This is a genomic window from Mesorhizobium sp. M0778 (assembly GCF_040320105.1).
Classification (GTDB): domain Bacteria; phylum Pseudomonadota; class Alphaproteobacteria; order Rhizobiales; family Rhizobiaceae; genus Mesorhizobium.
The window spans coordinates 217,306-234,914 of the sequence record NZ_JAMYPA010000003.1 but is presented as its reverse complement, the minus strand read 5'-3'; the positions used below and the strand labels follow the sequence as shown (position 1 = coordinate 234,914).

At 62.4% G+C, this 17,609-nt stretch carries 20 protein-coding genes; 11 read left to right on the top strand and 9 right to left on the bottom strand.

The window, feature by feature from the left end; translation table 11 throughout:
• Window positions 1-285: 285 nt before the first annotated feature.
• Window positions 286-540, bottom strand: coding sequence for a hypothetical protein (locus NKI22_RS06720; RefSeq protein ID WP_352639243.1), 255 nt, complete (start codon window positions 538-540; stop codon window positions 286-288).
• On the opposite strand from NKI22_RS06720, the gene NKI22_RS06715 reads away from it, so the two are divergent.
• The 9 genes from NKI22_RS06715 to NKI22_RS06675 all read left to right on the top strand — a co-directional run bounded on the left by NKI22_RS06715 (window position 445) and on the right by NKI22_RS06675 (window position 8,182).
• On the top strand, window positions 445-1,068 hold the full coding sequence (locus NKI22_RS06715) for a GntR family transcriptional regulator (RefSeq protein ID WP_352814512.1): 624 nt from the start codon (window positions 445-447) through the stop codon (window positions 1,066-1,068). The two genes, NKI22_RS06720 and NKI22_RS06715, sit on opposite strands and share 96 nt — an antisense overlap.
• Complete coding sequence (locus tag NKI22_RS06710) at window positions 1,068-2,162, top strand: LLM class flavin-dependent oxidoreductase (protein ID WP_023716644.1); 1,095 nt, start codon at window positions 1,068-1,070, stop codon at window positions 2,160-2,162. The genes NKI22_RS06715 and NKI22_RS06710 overlap by 1 nt, the downstream gene beginning before the upstream one ends.
• Complete coding sequence (locus NKI22_RS06705; protein WP_352493919.1) at window positions 2,162-2,707, top strand: flavin reductase family protein; 546 nt, start codon at window positions 2,162-2,164, stop codon at window positions 2,705-2,707. Before NKI22_RS06710 ends, NKI22_RS06705 begins: the two co-directional genes overlap by 1 nt.
• 80 nt (window positions 2,708-2,787) lie before the next feature.
• Complete coding sequence (gene dctP, locus NKI22_RS06700) at window positions 2,788-3,765, top strand: TRAP transporter substrate-binding protein DctP (RefSeq protein WP_023716646.1); 978 nt, start codon at window positions 2,788-2,790, stop codon at window positions 3,763-3,765.
• A 79-nt stretch (window positions 3,766-3,844) separates the two neighbouring features.
• Window positions 3,845-4,357: a TRAP transporter small permease gene (locus NKI22_RS06695; protein ID WP_023716647.1), complete on the top strand. Its 513-nt coding sequence runs from the start codon at window positions 3,845-3,847 to the stop codon at window positions 4,355-4,357.
• A 3-nt stretch (window positions 4,358-4,360) separates the two neighbouring features.
• Entirely contained in the window at window positions 4,361-5,671 is a 1,311-nt protein-coding gene (locus NKI22_RS06690; protein WP_352715861.1) for a TRAP transporter large permease, read from the top strand.
• A gap of 26 nt (window positions 5,672-5,697) precedes the next feature.
• Entirely contained in the window at window positions 5,698-6,411 is a 714-nt protein-coding gene (locus tag NKI22_RS06685) for a hypothetical protein (protein ID WP_023716649.1), read from the top strand.
• Between the two features lie 43 nt (window positions 6,412-6,454).
• Window positions 6,455-7,213, top strand: coding sequence for an HpcH/HpaI aldolase family protein (locus NKI22_RS06680; protein ID WP_023716650.1), 759 nt, complete (start codon window positions 6,455-6,457; stop codon window positions 7,211-7,213).
• Between the two features lie 12 nt (window positions 7,214-7,225).
• Window positions 7,226-8,182, top strand: coding sequence for a C-terminal binding protein (locus tag NKI22_RS06675; RefSeq protein ID WP_023716651.1), 957 nt, complete (start codon window positions 7,226-7,228; stop codon window positions 8,180-8,182).
• Between the two features lie 239 nt (window positions 8,183-8,421).
• Here NKI22_RS06675 and NKI22_RS06670 read toward each other — a convergent pair whose 3' ends face one another.
• The 8 genes from NKI22_RS06670 to NKI22_RS06635 form a co-directional block, all read right to left on the bottom strand.
• On the bottom strand, window positions 8,422-8,853 hold the full coding sequence (locus NKI22_RS06670) for a MaoC/PaaZ C-terminal domain-containing protein (protein WP_051409582.1): 432 nt from the start codon (window positions 8,851-8,853) through the stop codon (window positions 8,422-8,424).
• Between the two features lie 49 nt (window positions 8,854-8,902).
• A complete protein-coding gene (locus NKI22_RS06665; RefSeq protein WP_352715857.1) occupies window positions 8,903-9,979 on the bottom strand; it encodes a Gfo/Idh/MocA family protein in 1,077 nt (358 codons plus the stop codon).
• Window positions 9,972-10,301 (bottom strand): L-rhamnose mutarotase, encoded by a 330-nt coding sequence (locus NKI22_RS06660; protein WP_023676093.1) that lies wholly within the window; start codon window positions 10,299-10,301, stop codon window positions 9,972-9,974. Before NKI22_RS06660 ends, NKI22_RS06665 begins: the two co-directional genes overlap by 8 nt.
• A gap of 9 nt (window positions 10,302-10,310) precedes the next feature.
• Window positions 10,311-11,423 (bottom strand): mandelate racemase/muconate lactonizing enzyme family protein, encoded by a 1,113-nt coding sequence (locus NKI22_RS06655; protein ID WP_023716654.1) that lies wholly within the window; start codon window positions 11,421-11,423, stop codon window positions 10,311-10,313.
• A gap of 4 nt (window positions 11,424-11,427) precedes the next feature.
• Window positions 11,428-12,525: an ABC transporter ATP-binding protein gene (locus NKI22_RS06650; protein WP_023716655.1), complete on the bottom strand. Its 1,098-nt coding sequence runs from the start codon at window positions 12,523-12,525 to the stop codon at window positions 11,428-11,430.
• Between the two features lies 1 nt (window position 12,526).
• Window positions 12,527-13,393, bottom strand: coding sequence for a carbohydrate ABC transporter permease (locus NKI22_RS06645; RefSeq protein WP_352715854.1), 867 nt, complete (start codon window positions 13,391-13,393; stop codon window positions 12,527-12,529).
• 2 nt (window positions 13,394-13,395) lie between these two features.
• Complete coding sequence (locus tag NKI22_RS06640) at window positions 13,396-14,292, bottom strand: carbohydrate ABC transporter permease (protein WP_352715852.1); 897 nt, start codon at window positions 14,290-14,292, stop codon at window positions 13,396-13,398.
• Between the two features lie 142 nt (window positions 14,293-14,434).
• Window positions 14,435-15,754 (bottom strand): type 2 periplasmic-binding domain-containing protein, encoded by a 1,320-nt coding sequence (locus tag NKI22_RS06635; protein WP_352715849.1) that lies wholly within the window; start codon window positions 15,752-15,754, stop codon window positions 14,435-14,437.
• Between the two features lie 158 nt (window positions 15,755-15,912).
• Between NKI22_RS06635 and NKI22_RS06630 the strand changes: the two genes are divergently transcribed.
• Window positions 15,913-16,701: an IclR family transcriptional regulator gene (locus NKI22_RS06630; protein ID WP_352502210.1), complete on the top strand. Its 789-nt coding sequence runs from the start codon at window positions 15,913-15,915 to the stop codon at window positions 16,699-16,701.
• A gap of 67 nt (window positions 16,702-16,768) precedes the next feature.
• Window positions 16,769-17,605, top strand: coding sequence for an amidohydrolase family protein (locus NKI22_RS06625; protein WP_352715846.1), 837 nt, complete (start codon window positions 16,769-16,771; stop codon window positions 17,603-17,605).
• The last annotated feature ends 4 nt before the right edge of the window (window positions 17,606-17,609 follow it).

Below are 17,609 nucleotides of genomic sequence, written 5' to 3'. Positions count from 1 at the left end.
GGGGGTGGGCGTGCCGGCGCGCGCAGATCGCAAGTAATTTTAGTTAAATCCGCCAACTTCGATGTGTCACGGAAAAACGTCTGTACGTTTTTTACCGAACCGCGCCCTGTACCCGCCGTCGCGCGGCGCGGCAGCACAGACGGCGCGATCCTCTGCCCTCCGGACAGCGAGCTCAAACAGTATACATTATAGACTTGAAATATCTTGCCAGGTGATCCAGCCTGTGCTTCACTTGAGCCGGGAACATGGCTGACAGGTCGATTTCTGCCGATATATGGCTGCATTTCAACGGCACGACTGCGAGATCACAGCCTCAAACGATATACGAAATCTTCGCATGGGAAGGCGTGGATGACGGAAACGATAGAGCTCAAACGGGTTGGCGATGGCAATCTGCGTGCCCAGGTCTATCAACAAGTCCGGCTGACGATACAGCATGGCGAATTGGCGCCTGGCCAGAAGCTGGTCGATGTCGATATTGCCGCCCGGCTCGGCATTTCCAGAATGCCTGTCCGCGACGCCTTGATGCAGTTGGTGCATGAGGGCTATCTCGTCGGCACCACACGCGGCTTCACGCTGCCCACGCTTACCGCAACGGATGTCGCCGACATCTTCGAGGTCCGCCGGTTGCTCGAGCCGCGGGCCGCCGCGCACGCCGCACGGACACTTGACGCCGCTGGCCTCAAGACCCTGGCAGCCGCGCTCCGGGAGGCAGAGGCTGCGGCCGCAGATGGCGATGCCGACCGCTTTTTCCAGGCCAATTCGGCATTCAGGAATTGTTGGCTTGGCGCGGTCGCGAACGAGCGTCTTTCACAAACGATTGCCCGCTTCGTCGACCATGTACTCGTCGTCCGTTTAAGGACGCTGTCGCACCAGCCGACGCAGGCCGTTATCGTGGCCGGCATGCGCGCCATCTACGAGGCATTCGTCAAGCGCGACGCCGTCGCCGCTTACGACCGCATGACCCACTTCATTCAGAACGCCGAGGAGCGTTTCATGAAGCTGAGCCCACCGTTTCAAAACTCCGACGGCGAGGGCAAGAGCATGTCACGGCGGGGGAAATCATGATCAGGAAGCAGCACCCGCTGAAAGGGCCGAACAGGTTCAAGCTCGGCGTCTTTTCCATGAACGCCGATGGCGGCCTGGCAATGACCACCGTCCCCGAGCGCTGGCGTGCCCGCTGGGAAGACAACCTCAACTCCGCCTGCATCGCCGATCGCGCCGGCCTCGAGTTTCTGCTGCCGATCGCCCGCTGGCGCGGCTTCGGCGGTTTGACGCATGTGCGGGAATGGTCGTTCGAGACGTTCACCTGGGCGGCGGGTCTTGCTGTCGCCACCGAAAACATCGGCCTGTTCATGACGGTGCATGTGCCGCTGGTTCATCCGCTGCAGGCTGCAAAAGCGCTGGCGACGGTCGACCACATCTCCAACGGGCGTGCCGGCTTGAACATCGTCTGCGGCTGGAACCCGGACGAGTTCGCCATGTTCGGGCAGACGGTCGGCGAGCGGACCTACGATCAGGCCGAGGAATGGATCAACATCATCGTGCGTGCCTATCAATCGAGGGAGCCGTTCGACTTCAGCGGCGAGTTCTACGATCTGAAGGGGGTCGTCAGCCGCCCGCCAAGCCTGCAGGCGCCGCGACCGGTGACCATGAACGCCGCCTTCGGCGCGCCGGGGCGCAACTATGCGGCGCGCCACTGCGACTACCTGTTTTCGACTTTTTCCGAAATTGCCGACGGCCGTGCGCATGTGGTCGACATCACCAACCGAGCGGCCGAAGTCGGACGCGAAGTCGGCGTCTATACGGTTTGTCACGTCGTCTGCCGGGAAACCCAGCAGGAAGCCGAGGATTATTACCGGCATTACGCGCTGGAATGCGCGGACGAGGGCGCCGTCGACGAGCATATGCGCAAGAAGAAGGAATTCGCGAACTCGCATGATGCGAAGGCCTTCACCGAATATCGGCAAAGGTTCGCCGGCGGTGCTGGAACTTTCCCGCTCATCGGCACGCCGGAAAAGATCGTCGACGACCTCACTGCGATCATGGACCAGGGTTATTCCGGCGCCGCCCTCACATTCGTCAACTATACCTACGAATTGCCCTTCTTCTGCGACCGCGTGCTGCCGCTGATGCGCCAGGCCGGGCTTCGAGTAAATTGATGCCGGCGGCCGCCATTCCGACGCCGTGGGTGGATGGACACGACGCCATCAATCCGCGCGCCTTCAAGCAGGCAATGCGGGCCGTGGCGGGCTCGGTCGCCATCCTCGCGTCGGAACATGACGAGATCGGCTTTTGCGGCATCACGGCGACGGCACTCTGCTCGTTCAGTGCCGAGCCGCCTTCGCTGCTGGCCTGCGTCAACCGCAGCAGCACCTTTGCCTCGGCCATTCGCGAAGGCTTGCCCTTTTCGGTCAATCTGCCAGCCGGCGACCAGGAGAACGTTGTGCGTGCCTTTGGCGGCATGACCAAAGCCAAGGGGGCCGCGCGGTTCTCGTCCGGATCATGGGTGCGTGGCGAAACCGGCGCGCCCTTGCTTGTCGGCGCGCGGGCAATGTTCGAATGCCGGGTGGCCGAAATCATTGTGCGGGCGTCGCACATGATCGTCATCGGCATCGTCTCAGGCGTCGCGCTGGACCGCGCTGACCGATCGCCGGTCTTCTACGCACATGGACGGTTCCTGACAGTAGGAGATGATGCCAGTTAACCGCCGTTCGCGTGGCGGCGCAGCGATTGTAATTTTCAGATCGGCCCGATCATGGGCGAACTATCAAAGGGAGTACGGCAATGCGCATTTGGAAATCCCTTGTTCTGGCTGCACTCCTGTCGGGTGTGGCGGGTATCGCCCCGGCCGAGGAGGTCGTCCTCAACGCCGTGCATTTTACGCCGACGCAGAACGGCTACGCCCAGAGCTTCCTGAAGTTCGTTCAGAAGGTGAACGAAAAGGGCAAGGGTGTGGTCCAGATCAACGTGCGTGGCGGGCCGGAGGTCATTCCGCCGATCCAGCAGGGCGCGGCGCTCAGGAGCGGCCTGATCGACGTGATCGACACGCCGGCAGGGCAGTTCCTCGAGCTCGTGCCCGAAGGCGAGGTGTTCTCCGCATCGACAAAGACGCCGTGGGAGGTTCGCGAGAATGGCGGCTGGGACTTCATCAGCGGAATTTTCGAGAAGAAGGCCAATGCCCATCTGCTGGCGCATGTCGACGCGGGCTCGGGCTTCAACGTCTTCACCATCGACGAACCCAAGCTCAACAGCGAAGGCAGCATCGACTGGAGCAGCCTGAAGATCCGCTCGTCGCCGCTCTATCGCGATTTCCTTGAATCCCTGGGCGCAACGGTGATCGTGCAAGCGCCAGGGGACGTCTACACCTCGCTCGAGCGCGGCGTCGTCAATGCCAACGCCTATACCGTGTTTGGCTATGCGTCGTTCGGCTGGGACAAGTTCACCAAATACCGTGTCGACCCGCAATTCTTCAAAACCGACGTGCTGATCTCGATCAACAAGGCCAAATGGGACACGCTGTCGCCCGAGGCGCAGAAGCTGCTTGCCGACACGGCCGTCGAATACGAGCGCGCGAGCTATGACGCCAATCTTGCCGAGTCGGAAAAGCAGGCACAGGCGATGATCGACGGCGGGCAGAAGGTGATCAGCTTGACCGGTGCCGGCCGCGACAAATTCCTGGCGGCTGCCACGCAGGCGAGCTGGGCGAGAATGGCCAAACGCGATCCCACCAACATCGATCAGTTGAAGAAATTCTTCCAGTAGCCGAGCGGAGGCTGCCTTGTAAGCCCTCCATCAAAGCTGGGCAAAAGCGGGGCAACGGTGGACATGAGGGTCGTCGGACATGGACAGATTGTTTGCAGCGATTGCGAAGCTGAGCCTTGCGTTGGCGGCGACGGCAAAAGTGGTGCTTGGCCTCATCATCGTCGCGGTGGTTGCTGATGTATGCGTCCGCAATCTGGGCCTGAGGCCGCTTGCCTGGGCAGTATCGGCGACGGAATACGGCCTGCTTTACGCGGCATTCCTGCCGATGCCCTGGCTGGTCCACAGCAAGGGCCATGTCTTCGTCGAGTTCCTGCGCAAGGCGCTGCCGATGCGGGCTCGGGCGGTGCTTGAAAAACTGGTCTATCTCGCCTGCATCGGCGTCAGCCTCTACCTTGGCAGCGTCGCCTTGTTTTCCCTGACAAGCGCCGTGGCGGGCGGCGAATATGAAACGCGCAGTTTCGACATGCCGAAATGGCTGGTCTTTCTGCCCATCATGCTCGCCTTCTACCTCTCTGCGCTGGAATGGCTCAGATATCTCCTCGGCCGTGACACGCTGTACACGCTCGATCCGCTGGAAATGGAAGGGCTCTGACCGGTGGCCTGGCTGTTTCCATTCGCCGTGCTTGTTGGCACCATCCTCGTGTTGATGGGGCTTGGGCTGCCGGTCGCCTTCGCTTTCTTCGTCACCAATGTGATCGGGCTGTACCTGTTCTTCGGCGGTTCGATCGGCGTGACGCAGATGGTCGCCAACTTCTCCGACGCCGTCTCGACCTATGCGCTCGCTCCGCTGCCGATGTTTCTTGTCATGGGCAGCCTGTTCTTCCGCTCCGGCCTCGGCGAGAAGGTCATCTACGCGCTCGACCTGTGCATCGGCAATCTGCGCGGACGCCTCGCTTATGTCGTTCTCGCCGCCGGCACAATCTTTTCCGCGCTGTCGGGCTCGAGCCTCGCCAATACCGGCATGATGGGTTCGCTGATGGTGCCGGAGATGCTGAAGCGGGGCTACAAGCCGCATATGGCCTACGGCCCGGTGCTTGGCGCCGGAAGCCTTGCCGTCATCATCCCGCCATCCTCGCTGGCCGTCTTGCTCGGCTCGCTGGCCCAGATCGACGTAGGCGCGCTGCTCATAGCGGGGGCTTTGCCCGGGCTGCTCCTCGTTGTCATGTACGCGGCGCTGATCTTCGCACAGACGAAGATCGATCCGGACGCCTCTCCGCACTATCCGGTGCCCGCCGTTCCTGCGGCCGAGAAGGTGAGGGCGGTTGCCGTCAACATCATTCCGATGAGCGTCATCGTGTTCATGGTGGTTGGCACGATCATCCTTGGAATAGCGACGCCGACGGAATCGGCGGGGCTCGGCTGTGCCGCCGTGTTCGCCTTGTTGTTTGTCTACCGGCGGTTCAGCTGGTCGGTTGTCTGGAGGTCGCTGGACGATGCGATGAAGGTCACCGGCATGACCTTCCTGATCATCTCGGCTTCGACGACGTTTTCGCAGATATTCGCCTTCTCCGGCGCCTCCAACGGCTTTATCCAGTTCATCGTCGGCTATGATCTTGGACCGTATCCCATGCTGCTCATGATGGTGCTCGTCATCCTGCTGCTCGGCATGTTCATGGATCAGGTCTCGATGATGCTGATCACGCTGCCGATCTTCCTGCCGATCGCCCACCAATTCGGCTACGAGCCGGTATGGTTCGGGCTGATCCTGCTGCTCGCCTACGAGGTCGGCTTCACCACGCCGCCGTTTGGTCTGCTGCTGTTCATCATGATCGGTGTTGCGCCGAAAGGCACATCGCTCAAGACGGTTGCCATGTCAGCGGCACCCTACATCGCGCTGACGCTTTTGCTGATCCTGCTGATTGTCCTCTTTCCGCAGATCGCTCTCTTTCTTCCGAATTTGATCTAGTCGAACTCGATCCAGCAGGTGTCCAAATGCGCTTTGCCTATCTTGCTTTCTTCCATGATGACCGCGAGGCAAATTTGGCCATCGCCGGTGAAGACGTTGATGCCGTGCGGCGGGTGATTGCATCGACGCCGGGCCTTGCGCTTGCAAACATCTATCTGCCCGAAGTGGCGACGGACATGTTCAACAAGGATGGCCCACCGCCGGTCTTTGGCTTCCAGCTCTATTTCGACGAATTGGCGGACATGGAGGCGGCGCTGGCGCCGTCCGGCCATCTGCAGGCGCTTGCCGCACCGGGTATGCTGTCGAGCGTCGCCGGTTCGAGGCCGACGCAACAGGCTATGTGCGTGCGTCCGTTTCCCGTCGACGACGCTGGCGTCCAGACGTCGGGACTCCCCTGCAGCTATCTTGTCCACTATCCCGGGCCGGCCGAAGACATGAATGTCTGGCTCTACCACTATGTGACGCATCATCCGCAATTGATGCGGGGCTTCCCCGGCATTCGCCACATCGAGGTTCTGTCGCGACTGGATTGGTGCGGTTCGCTGCCCTGGCCGCGCATCGACCATATGCAGCGCAACCGGGTCATGTTCGACAGCCCCGCGGCATTGACGCACGCCCTGCAGTCGCCGGCGCGGCTGGAGATGCGCGCCGACTACAAGACTTTCCCGCCGTTTTCAGGCGGCAGCCGGCATTTCCCGATGTCGACGGAAGCCGTGCATCCTTTGCCGCGGGCCACATAGCGCAAACAGGTTTTGCCGACGCCGAAAAATCTCTGGAGATTTCATGTACGACTTTCGCAAGAAATGTGTCTCTCTCGATCGCCTCATCGGCACGTTCTGCGCCATCCCGCACCCGGTGGCGGTCGAAGTGGCGGCCGCCAGCGGGGTCGATTTCCTGTGCATCGACTGGGAGCATTCGCAGATCGGCCGCGAACGGCTCGAGGATCTGGTTCGCGCCGCCGATGTCCACAAGGTTCCCGCGATGGTGCGCGTTCCCGGCCACACGCCGGAATGGATGGCGGCCGCGCTCGACGCCGGCGCGTCGGGCGTCCTGGTACCCCGCGTCTCGACGGCCGAGCAAGCCCGCATGGTGGTCATGGCCTGCCGTTACCCGCCGGTCGGCGCACGCGGTGTCGGCCCGGGCCGCGCCGCCGGCTATGGCTACAGGATTCCGGACTACCTCAAATCGGCCAACGAGGTCCTGACGGTCGCCATCCAGGTCGAGACGGCAGAGGGCCTGGCCAACATCGACGACATCGTCCAGGTCGACGGCGTCGACGTGGTCTTCATTGGCCCCGGCGACCTGTCGGTCTCGATCGACGCCATGGGGCCGGCCGGCCAGGACAAGCTCAATGCCGCGATTACCAGGATTGCGGCCGTAGCGCGCGCGGCCGGCAAGGCCGTCGGCATCTTTCGCCCTTCGGCGGATGATGTCGGCAAATGGTCGCGGCACGGCATCAGCTTCTACATGCTGGCCAGCGACACGATGTTTCTCGGCGCCGGCCTTGCCGCCGGCGTCGCCTCGGCGCGCAGCGCCTCATAGCAAGAGTTTGCCATGAAGATCATCAAGACCGACGGTGTGCTGTCAGTCGAGGAGGAGCAGCTGCGCTACCTCGACGGCTTGAGCGCCGAGTTTGTCGAAAAGACGCTGCTCACAGAAGATGCCCTGATCGAACACTGCCGCGACGCCGACGCATTGATGGTATTGCGGGAGCCGATCACGGCTCGCGTTTTGGCGGAACTGAAGAACCTCAAGGTCATCGGGCGGTTCGGCGTAGGGCTCGACTCGATCGACGTCGAGGCCGCTAGCCGTGCCGGTGTTCAGGTAACCTACGTGCCGGACGCCAATCTGGTGGAAGTCAGCACCCACGCCATGGCCCTGATCCTGGCCTTGGCGCGCAGGCTGAAGCAGTTCGACAGCGCGGTGCGCGCCGGCCGCTGGGCGGCGATGACCGACGGTGCCGGCATCACGCGGCCGGACAGGCAGATTCTCGGGCTGATCGGCTTCGGCCAGATCGGGCGCCTGACTGCCGAGCGGGCGCGGGTCTTCGGCTATCATATCATCGCCTACGACCCGCATATGCCGGCAGAGCGCATCACGGCCGGCGGTGCCGAACCGGTCGGCTTCGACGAGCTGCTAGCCAGGGCCGACATCGTCTCGCTGCACGTTCCAGCGACACCGGAGACCAGAAACATCATGTCGGCGGATGCCCTGTCGCGGATGAAGGAAGGAGCGATATTCATTAACGTGTCCCGCGGCGGCCTCGTCGACGAGGTCGCGTTGGCGGATCTGATCCGGCGCGGCCATCTGGCAGGCGCGGGCATCGACACGTTCGAGCAGGAGCCGCCTTCGCCCGACAATCCGCTGCTGGCGCTGGACACCGTCCTGGTCAGTCCACACGCGGCGCACTACTCGACGCAATCTTACGCGGAGGTTCGCAACAAGGTGTTTGCCGACGTCGCAGCGGTCCTGCGCGGCGGCAAGGCGGTATATCCGGTCAACCGGGTGTGACCAATTCCCGATGCCGGCACCATCCGCTGCCTGCCGACAGTTCCACCTTAACGTTCCGGGGCAGGCAGCCTTGAGCGCGATCTCGGCAAGCGGATAAAGACGGGAACGGGTGAAGTGAATTCGCATTTTTTTGCGGACAGCGCCACATTTTGTTCTTGCTTTGTGCCGGCAGCTATGCTACTAATTTGCGTATGGTGCTGATTCGCACCGAGGACCCGCCGCAAGGCGGTTTTTTTGTTTCAGGTTTCGGGGCCGTCCGTCGAGGCCCTGCTCGGCTTGTCGCGACGCTCGACGATGTAGATGTGGTCGGCGACCAGCACCACGTTGCCATGCTGGTTGATCACCTCGCAGCGCTCGACGACCCGGCCTGAATCGGGCCGCTTCGGGTCGTCTTCCTTGGCCGAGATGGTGGCGCGGGTCTTGATCGTATCGCCGATGAACACCGGCTTGATGAAGCGCAGCCGGTCGTAGCCATAGGAGAAGGCGACCGGGTTGACGACGCTTGCTGTCAGCCCGACGCCGACCGAAAAGACCAGCGTGCCGTGCGCGATGCGCTGGCCGAACGGCGTCGTCTTCATGAACTCGGCGTCCATGTGATGGGGAAAGAAATCACCGGTATGGCCGGCATGGACGACGAAATCGGTCTCGGTGATGGTGCGCCCGCTGGTCATGCGCGACGAGCCGATCTGGTAGTCCTCGAAATAGACAGTCTGCTCCAAGTCAGGGCCTCGCCGCGATCGGTGTTGCCGGCGCCGCGCTCGATTGGTAGGCGGCTTCGACCAGCGCCATGGTGTTCCAGCCGTCCTCGACGGAACTGACAAGCTCGGCGTCCTCGCCCGACGCGTAGCGCTGGACATTGGCCATGCGGCCGGCAAAGGCGTCCGGAAACCATGCGCCGACGAGTGGAACCGCAATCCAGTCCTTGCCGCCTTTGGGGTAGATTTCGAGGATGTCCGGCTCGCCGCGCGGATAGTCGAGGTTGACGCCCAATTTGAGGTAGGCGGCGCCTTCGGTGCCGCAGATGCGGAATTCGCAGGCCTGGTGTTTTCGACCGAATTTGTGATCGTGGTTGATCGACAGTGCACAGCGCACGGTGTCGCCATAGTCGAGGATCGCGCTGGTGCGCGTTTGCGCAACCTTATGGCCGGGATGGCCGAGCGTCTTGGCGTGAACCCCCTTGGGGTCGCCGAGCAATTGCCGGATCAGGTCGAGATAATGGATCGAATGCATGGCGATCTCGACGCGCGGCGCCTGCAACAGGAATTCCCAGAGCTGCCAGGGTGTCGCAAGCGCCAGCCATGCGTCGAAATCGACCACGTCGCCCAACCAGCCCTTGGCGATCGCATCCCTGAGCGACAGCATCATCGGTGCAAAGCGGAGCTGGAAGTTCACCGCCGCTTTGAGGTCTTTGGAGCGGCAGATTTCGAGGATCTCGGTCGCCTCGGTGAGATTGCTGCCCATCGGCTTCTGGATCAGCGCCACCGCACCATCGGGCAGCGCCCTGAGCACGCCGGCATGATAGGCCGGCGGTGTCGCCAGATCGAAGACGGCGTCCTTGATCGCAGCAGCTTCCTCGACCGACCGGTAAGCGGTGACGCCCCATTTCTGCGCCAGTTTTTCGGCCTTGGCCAGGTCGGGGTCGAAAAGCCCGGCAACCGGGAAACCGGCCTTCCCATAGGCCGGGAAATGCGCATCGCCGACGATCGAGCCGGCGCCGAAAATCACGATCGGCCTGGGCTTTGACGGCTGTGCCCAGGCCTGGGAGAGCGAGGCAGGATCGAAAATGTCATCAGTCATAATGGAAGACTTCGTCCATCGACGCCCACCACTCGCCCTCCTTGCGGGTCGGCAGCGGCTCCTGGCATGGCATGCACAGCGCCCACCATTCCTGCGTCGTGGGATCGGCGGCCATCTTGGCCATGTCGGCGGCATAGTCGGTGCCGTGGTACTCGAAGGTGCTGAACAAAAGGTGCTCCGGCTCCCTCAGATAAATCGAATAATTCTTGATGTTGCAGGCGGAAATCATCTTGAGGACGTCCGGCCAGACGGCGGCGTGAAGCCGCACATACTCGGCGACCTTCTCCGGCTTGAGGCCGAGCACCATTCCCATTCGCTGCATGTCCGCCTCCTATTTCACTATCGTCGTGGTGAATTCCGCGATGCTCTTCGCCTTGATCGCATCCCAGTCCCAGTCGATGCCGATGCCGGGCTCGTCCGGCGCCAATGCATGCCCGTCCTCGATACGCATTTTCTTGCCGGTCAGCTCGTCGAGCTGGGGAATATACTCGACATATCTGCCGTTCTGAACGGCGCATGTCAGGCTGACATGCAGTTCCATCAGGAAATGCGGGCAGACGGGGATGTCGAACGCCTCGGCCGCGTGCGCCACCTTCAGCCACGGCGTGATGCCGCCGATGCGGCCGACATCGACCTGCACGATCGAGCAAGCGCCCTTCTGCATATATTCGCGGAAATGCCGGATCGAATAGAGCGACTCGCCGACCGCGATCGGCGTCGACGTCGCACTCGACAGCCGCACATGGCCGTCAATGTCGTCGGCCGGCAGCGGTTCCTCGATCCAGGCGAGGTCGAGGTCGCGAAAGCGTTCGGCCCGGCGGATTGCCTCGTCGACCGAAAAGCCTTGGTTGCAGTCGGTCATGATCTCGTAGGAGTCTCCAACCGCCCGGCGCACCGCCGTCAGCCGAGTAAGATCCTCGGAACCGTGCGGCTTACCGATCTTGACCTTCGAGCCGCGAAAACCCTTGGCCTTGGCGGCCAGCGCATCCTCGACCAGCGCCTCGGTTTCGATATGCAGCCAGCCGCCTTCGGTCGTGTAGAGCGGGCAGCGGTCCTTGGCGCCGCCGGCCAGCTTCCACAGCGGCAGTCTCTGTTTCTTCGCCCGCAGGTCCCAAAGAGCAGTGTCGATGGTCGCCAGCGCGATTGCCGTGATCGCGCCGATCGTCGTGGCATGGGTGGCGAACTCCAACTCGCGCCAGACCGCCTCGATCATGTCGGCGTCGCGGCCGATCAGCCGCGGCGCAAGGTGGTCGGCCAGCAGTCGCATCACCGACGAGCCGCCGGTGCCGATCGTGTAGCTGTAGCCGGAGCCGACCGCGCCGTCGGCATCGGTGATGGTGACGATCGGTGTTTCCTGGCTGACAAAACTCTGGATGGCATCGGTGCGCTTGACCTTAGGCACCAAGTCGACCATGCGCAGTTCGACTTTCTCGATCTTTGCCATGATTTTAACCTCGCAATGTCTTGCCCGTTTCAGCAGAAAACAGATGGGCCTGCGACAGGTCCAGGCTCATCTTGACCCGGTCGCCGGCTTTGAGCGGCTTTGGATTGAGCATCCGTGATACCCAGTCGCTGCCGTTGAATTCGGCGAACACCAGCGTCTCATTGCCGAGCGGCTCGGTGACGGTCACCGGCAACTCGACCTGGTGGACGTCGACATCTTCGCCGGAGCTGATGCCGTGTCCGGTCGGATAGATGTCGTCGGGCCTGAGGCCGAACACGACCTTGTCGCCGGTTTCGACATTGGCTTTGAACTGGCTGGGCAGAGGCAGCTTCTCGCCGCTGGCGAACAGCAGCTGTCCGTCGTCGACAACCGCCTCATGCAGGTTCATCGGTGGCGAGCCGATGAAGCCCGCGACGAAGCGTGTCTGCGGCCGGCGGAAGACCTCGTCGGGTGTGCCGACCTGCTCGATAAAACCGTCACGCATGATGACGATGCGGTCCGCCAATGTCATCGCTTCGACCTGGTCATGGGTGACGTAGATCACCGTCGACTTGACCTTGGCGTGCAGCTTCTTGATCTCGGTGCGCATCTGCGTCCGAAGCTTGGCGTCGAGATTGGAAAGTGGCTCGTCGAACAGGAAGACATCGGGATCGCGCACGATGGCGCGGCCCATGGCCACGCGCTGGCGCTGTCCGCCGGACAGTTGCGACGGCCGGCGGTCGAGCAACTGGTCGAGGCCGAGAATGCCGGACGCTTCGGCGACGCGACGGTCCATTTCTTCTTTCGCGGCGCCGGCGATCTTGAGCGAGAAGCCGAGGTTTTCGCGCACCGTCATATGCGGATAGAGCGCGTAGGACTGGAACACCATCGAGATGTTGCGCGAGCGCGGCGGCAGGTCGTTGACCATGCGGCCGCCGATCTCGATGACGCCGTCGCTGATCGCCTCGAGGCCGGCGATCATGCGCAGGGTTGTCGACTTGCCGCAACCGGACGGCCCGACCAGCGCGATGAACTCGCGGTCGGCGACCTCGAGATCGATGCCGTGCACCACCGCCACCGGGCCGTAGCTTTTGGTGAGATTCTTGAGCGATACGGTTGCCATGTCAGCCTTTCACCGCGCCGGAAGTGAGGCCGCCGACGAGGTGTTTCTGGACGATGAAGGTAAGCGTGAGCGCCGGTATGACCATGACCACGGCGAGCGCGCACATGCCGCGCCAGTCGATGGTGAATTCGGCCGTATAGTCGAGCAGGCCAACCGGCAGGGTCTTGGAGTTAATCGAGCGTGTCAGCTGCGAGGCCAGCGCGAACTCGTTCCACGAGGTGAGGAAGGCAAAGATTCCGGCCGAGGCGATGCCGGGCCCGGCGAGCGGAAACTCGACCTGCCAGAAGGCCTGCCAGCGCGTGCAGCCGTCGATCTGCGCCGCCTCGGCAAGGTCTTTCGGTACCTGGCGGAAAAAGCCGTCGATCAGCCAGATGGTGAAGGGCACATTGAGCGCGACATAGACCAGGATCAGCCCGAAATGCGTGTCGACGATGCCGAGCCGCGCAAAGACGAAGAACAGCGGCAGGGACAGTGCGATGCCGGGCACCGTGCGCGTCAGCATCAGGCCGAGAAACATCGCCGACTTGGCTTGGAAGCGATAGCGCGCAAAGGCATAGCCGCCCGCCATGCCGATGGCGATGGCGATCAGCGTCGAGGTCACCGAGATGATCAGCGAATTGCGGAAATAGTCGAGCACCGGAATGCCGCCCTTGCCGACGCCGCTGAACATGGCGACGTAGGCATCGAGCGAGAGTTGCTGCGGAATCCACACCGGCGGCTTGGCCATGATCTCGACAGTCGGCCGCAGCGACGACAGCACGATCCAGATGCCGGGCAGGCAGATGACCAGCATGGCCAGGAACAGCCCGATGCCATGGACGATCCGAAGCGCTTTGTTGCCGGCGCGATGCAGGCTGTTCTGGTCCATCCTCACCACTCCGCCGCGATCTGCGTGCGCGCCGCGGCGAGCTTGCGGTAGAAATAGACGGTGAACAGGATCGACAGCAGGATCGAGAAATAGGCCATGGCATTGGCCATGCCCATTTTGGCATCGCCATAGGCGGTGCGGGCGACCAGCGTCCAGACCAGCTCGGTGCGGCCGGCAGGGCCGCCGTCGGTCATGATCTTGACGATGTCGTAGGCGCGCGCGACGTCGAGCGAGCGGATGGTCATGGCGATGAAGGCAAACGGCATGATGAACGGCCAGGTGACATAGCGGAATGTCTGCCATGGCGTGCAGCCGTCGACGCGGGCCGCCTCGACCGGTTCGCGCGGCATCGCCAGCAGCCCGGCTAGGATGAGGATCGCGAACACCGAAGTCGACGACCAGATCTCGGCGGTCAGGATGGCGATGAAGGCGAGATTGCCGTCGATCAGCCACGGGATGGCGCGATCGGTCAGGCCGAGCGCCTGCAGGGCGTTGTTCACCAGGCCGATATTGTCGTTGAACATGAATTTGAACTGGAAGCCGACGAGGATCGGCGAAAACATCATCGGAAACATCATGATGGTGCGCAGGACCCGCTGGCCGCGCGAGGCTTTTTCCACCAGCAGGGCCAGCCCGAGACCGATCAGCATTTCCAGGTTGAGCGCCACCGTCAGCAGCACCACAGTACGGGCAAAGGCGATCCAGAAATCGCGGCTGGTCAGGATGGTGACGTAGTTGCGGGCGCCGATGAAGACCCAGAACGTCTCAGGCCTGGTCAGCCGGAACGGCGTGAAGCTGGAGTAGAGCGACAGCAGCAACGGCACCACCACCACGGCCGCCAGCACGATCACCGCCGGCAGCAGGAGCAGCAATGGTGGCGAGGGTCTCCAGCCTTTCATGGCGATCCGGTTCTGGTTGGTGCCCGGACACCGAAGCCCGCCATCGGCGAGCTGGGATCAAGACAAAGCGGGTTGCGCATGGTTCGAAAAAAGTTCGGGGGCGCCGCTCTTCAATGAGCGCGGCGCCCCCTTGGGAGAATGGTCAAAGCTTGCCGGCGTCCTCGAGGATCTGGGTGGCCTTGGCGGCAGCGTCGTCCAGCGCCTGCTTGGAGGTCTTGTCGCCAAGGATGGCGGCCTGCAATTCGGGATAGACGGCGTTGGAGATTTCGATCCATTCAGGTGTCTGCGGCACGGCGAAAGCGTGCTTTGCCTCTTCCTGGAAAGCCGCCAGCACTTCCTTCTTGTAAGGATCGTTTGCCGCCTGCTGGATGTCCCAGTCCCACACCGCCGTGCGGGTCGGCAGAGGTCCGCTTGCCGCCTCGAGCTTCTGGCTGTCCTCATTGGTCAGGAACCAGACCAGCGAAGCGGCCGCTTCCTTGCTGGCGCAGTTTTCGGTGACCGAAAACCCGTGGTGCCCCGACCAGCCGGTGCGAATGCCGGCCGATCCCTTCGGCGCCACCTTCACGCCGACATTGCCGGCGACCTTCGACGACTTCGGATCGTTGAAGAAGCCTGCCCAGCCAGGCCAATCGAGGTTGATGGCGACCGTGCCCGAGGCAAAACCCTGGCCGAGATCGTCCCACAGATAGTTGGTGGTGCCGGCCGGCACCGCCTTGGCCTTGTAGAGATTGACGAACCAGTCGAGCGCGTGCACGCCGGCCTCCGAGTTGAAAGCGGGCCTGCCGTCCTTGTCGAGGTACTCGCCGCCGTCGGCGATGAGCATCTCGTAAAAACGGCCGTTGATCGCCTCTTCCTTGCCGGCGAACTGGGTGCCATAGAAATCGGGCGGGCTGGCGAAGAATTCCGCCTGCTGGGCGACCTCGTCCCAGGTGTCGGGCGGTGTCAGTTCCTTGCCGTACTTGGCCTTGTAGGCGGCCTTCTTGGCTTCATCCTGATAGAGGCTCTTCTGGTAATAGAGCGCCGAGACATCGAATTGCGCGCGCGGCAGCATTACCAGCTTGCCGTCGAGCGTCGAGGCCTTGATCGTCGACGGCACGAAGGCGTCGATCTCCTCCTTCGGCAGCAGCTTGTTCAGGTCGGTGTAGATATCAGGATATTGCGGCGCGAAGGACGAGTGGTTCGAGCCGACGCACCAGTTGATGCTGCCGGAGGCGATGTCCGACTTGATCTCCTTGTCGAGCTCGAAGTGGTTCTTCTTCGAGATCACGTTGACCTTGGCGCCGGTCAGTTTTTCCCATTCGCCGATCCGCGCGTAGAGCCCTTCATATTGCTGGCCGCCGATCAGCTTGGCGTCGATGGTGACGCCGTCGAATTTGCCGGGCAGTTCGGCAGCAAGGGCAGCACTAGCACCAAACGCGAGTAGCGTTACGCCGGCCGACAGGCCGCAAAACAGTTTCGTCATTGGTATCCTCCCAAAGAGCCTGCATCGATCGCGTAGCGAGGTCGATCGGCAGCTTCATTCATATACAAACAAAACATTTATAGGATCGTCAAGCCGAAAGTTCTTTCGGAAGCAAGGCTGTTGCGTATATGAAAAGTGAAATTCACTGGAGAGGCGCAATGGCAGAGGACGAGGAAGACGACCGGTATCGAGCCCCGGCGCTGGACAAGGGGCTCGACATCCTCGAGCTGCTGGCCGGCGTCGACGGCGGCCTGACGCAGGCGGAAATCGCCAAGAAACTCGACCGCAGCCCGAATGAGTTCTACCGCATGCTGGATCGGCTGGTGCGTCGCGGCTACGTCACGCGGCCGGATGGCGACCGTTATTCGCTGACGCTCAAGCTGTTTGGCCTGGCGCAGCTGCACGCGCCGGTGCGCCGGCTGGTTTCCTATGCGACGCCGCTGATGCGCGAACTGGCCGAAACCACACAGCAGGCAAACCAGCTCGTCGTCTTCGATCGCGGCTCCGCGGTGGTTATTGCCCAGCAGGAAGCGCCGGATTACTGGGGCATCTCCATCCGCGTCGGCTCGCATATCAGCCTGTTCGACACCGGGTCCGGCCATGTGCTGCTGGCGTTCCGCCCGCCGGAAGAGCGGCAGATGATGATTTCCGAACATCTGCGCAGCACCGACAAGCCACCGCAATCGCCAGAGTTTTTCGCTCGCCTCGATCAGATCCGGGAACGCGGCTACGAGATGATGGCGTCGATGCAGACGGCCGGCGTGTTCAACCTGTCGACGCCCGTTCTCGGCTCGGACGGCAAGGCAATCGCCGCACTGTCGATCCCCTACATAACCCTGGTCAACGCACCCAAGGCGCCCGACATCACCAGGACGATAGAGCTGCTGCTGGCAGCGACCGAAAAGCTGTCGCAACTGGCGGGATCGACTGTCAAGCAATCGCGATGAATTCTTATTTGAATGAAGAATTTCTCCGTGAGATGATCTCGAAGTCGCCAAGGAGGAGCGCGCCGCCATGATCTTCGACACCCATCTGCACCTGATCGACCAGTCCGCCCTGCGCTATCCATGGCTGGCCGGCGTGCCGGCGCTCAACCGCGATTTCCCCTACGACGAATATGCAGTCCAGGCCCGTCGCGCTGGCATCGACGGCGCGTTCCATATGGAGGTCGATGTCGATCCAGCCGATATCGAGGCCGAAACCGGCCATGTCAAAGCGCTCTCGCGGCAAAAGGGCAGTTTGCTGAGGGGAGCGATTGCCTCCTGCCGTCCGGAGGAGCCCGGCTTTGCTGCTTATTTGGAAACGCAGCGCGCAGATCCTTTCGTCAAGGGCTTTCGCCGTGTGCTGCACGTCATGCCCGATGAGCTGTCGGAGGGCGCGCTGTTTCGTGAAAACATCAAGCGGCTAGCCGGCAGCGGCCTGACCTTCGATCTTGTCGTTCTGCCGCACCAGATCCCCAAGGCGATCGCACTCGCCGATCTCGCGCCGGATGTGCAGTTCGTGCTCGACCATTGCGGCGTGCCCGACATCAAGGGCGGTGCCGAGCACCCCTGGCGCGAGCATATGGCGGAGATCGCGCGGCGCCCGAACGTCGTCGGCAAAATTTCTGGTGTGGTCGCGTATGCGGATGCCGGATCCTGGACTGTCGAAACGCTGCGTTCCTACGTCGAGCACACCATCGAATGCTTCGGCTGGGACCGCGTCGTCTGGGGCAGCGACTGGCCGGTCTGCACGCTTGGCGGCGGGCTTGCGACCTGGGTGGCGGCAACGCACGCGCTGCTTGCCGGCACCAGCACCGATGAACGGCAAAAGCTGCTCTCCGGCAACGCCAAGCGGCTGTGGCGTTTGTAAGCGC